This is a genomic window from Pseudovibrio ascidiaceicola (genome assembly GCF_900114245.1).
GTDB lineage: Bacteria > Pseudomonadota > Alphaproteobacteria > Rhizobiales > Stappiaceae > Pseudovibrio > Pseudovibrio ascidiaceicola.
Genome location: NZ_FOSK01000044.1, coordinates 1 through 1,520 on the forward strand (window position 1 = coordinate 1; position 1,520 = coordinate 1,520).

At 47.5% G+C, this 1,520-nt stretch carries 2 protein-coding genes; one reads left to right on the forward strand and one right to left on the reverse strand.

The annotated features are described in order from the left end of the window. Positions 1-764 (reverse strand): glycosyltransferase family 2 protein (locus BM231_RS26770; RefSeq protein ID WP_093524432.1); only part of this gene is annotated, 764 nt, incomplete at its 3' end. A 109-nt stretch (positions 765-873) separates the two neighbouring features. Here BM231_RS26770 and BM231_RS26775 point away from each other — a divergent pair. After that, positions 874-1,520: hypothetical protein (locus tag BM231_RS26775; RefSeq protein ID WP_093524430.1), on the forward strand; the 647-nt coding region annotated here is incomplete at its 3' end.

Genomic DNA, 1,520 nt, shown 5'->3' on the forward strand with positions numbered 1-1,520 from the left:
TGTCTTTTTTCTAGCATTTTGAGGATACGGGAGAAGCGAGAAAAAGACTGGGTTGCCGCAAAGGCAAAGCCCTTCCAGCCAGCGAAAATAAAACGACGCACGAGCAAGTACTTGAACATTTCAACAGGCAGTTCGGTCACCAGTCTCAGGCGCAACAACCAGATAGGCTTTTGCTTCTGCGTTTCTGCAGCAAGCTCCGAAGTGTAGTTCAACTTACTCAACGCATGAGCCCAGGTGCGGAACGAGTAATGGTATTGCCGATTTCGCAGGGTACCCATCTTATAGCCGTCATCAAGCTGCATCCGGTCGTAGGATGGATCGAGCTTTATACGAGCATGCTTAAGGTTATAAAGTCGCGGAACTTTTCTGAAATCAGCAAAGAGGCGCGGCTTGCTATCACCAGGAAGAACCATAGTGTTGCGAACCAGATAACAGGCACATTCTGGTTCTCCAGCGGCAAACATCTGTGTCAGCTCTTGTCGCAAACCAGATGTTACGACTTCATCCGCGTCAATATAAAATACCCAGTCAAAGCTGCACTGCGTCTCTCCAAAGCTTCGCTGTGGTCCGAACCCTTTCCAAGAGTTGTAAACCACCTTTGCGCCATGAGATTTTGCAATGGCCACAGTGTCATCAGTGGAACCTGAGTCGATTACGATGATCTCTTGCCCAAGCTCCTTGACACTTTCCAGTGTTCTTCCAATTCGGTCAGCTTCATTAAAGCAACGAATTAGGATAGAAATCGGTGGCAATTGCTGTGACATTTGCGGGGCCATATTTACCAGTTACGCTTCAGCTGTAATTAAGGGGTCACGTAGATTTAATCAAGCCTGCTGCATAAGGTATGAGTGCGGCAAAAAAAGGAAACAGGACTTGAAACAGGTAAATGATAGCGCTACAGCCAATCAAGATGTGACATCCTGCATCACCAGTTGTGGCCGACTTGATTTACTCTCAAGAACGCTGGACAGCTTCCTTCCAGATCATCAAAATGACTTTGCCAAGTCCATCATTATTGATGATGCGAACACTCTGGACATCAAGAACTGGGTTGCTGCGCACTATCCGCAAACAGAAGTTCTGCTGAACCAACCTCAGCTGGGGCAGATGAAGTCTATCGACAAGATGTACACCCATGTGACAACTCCCTTCATCTTTCATGGCGAGGATGACTGGTTGTTTGAAGCGCGGAGTACAGTTGATGCTTGTAAAGCGGTTATGGCTGCTGAGCCTAACGTCAGTGTTGTGTGCGTGCGTAAGCTTTCAGATCTACAGCAGAAGTTTCAGGAAAACTGTATTCGAAAAGAAACTAGCGGCGTTAAATATGCTCTCATGCCAACAGACATCCATCCTGAATGGTTGAGCTTCTCATTCAATCCTGGGCTGGTGCGCAAGAGTTTGTGGGACAAATATGGTCCCTATGAGCAATATGGCACCGAAGAGCGGATCTCCATGGTCATGAAGAAAGATGGCTGGATGGTTGCTTTCCTTGATCCTGGGGCTTGTCACCACATTGGCGG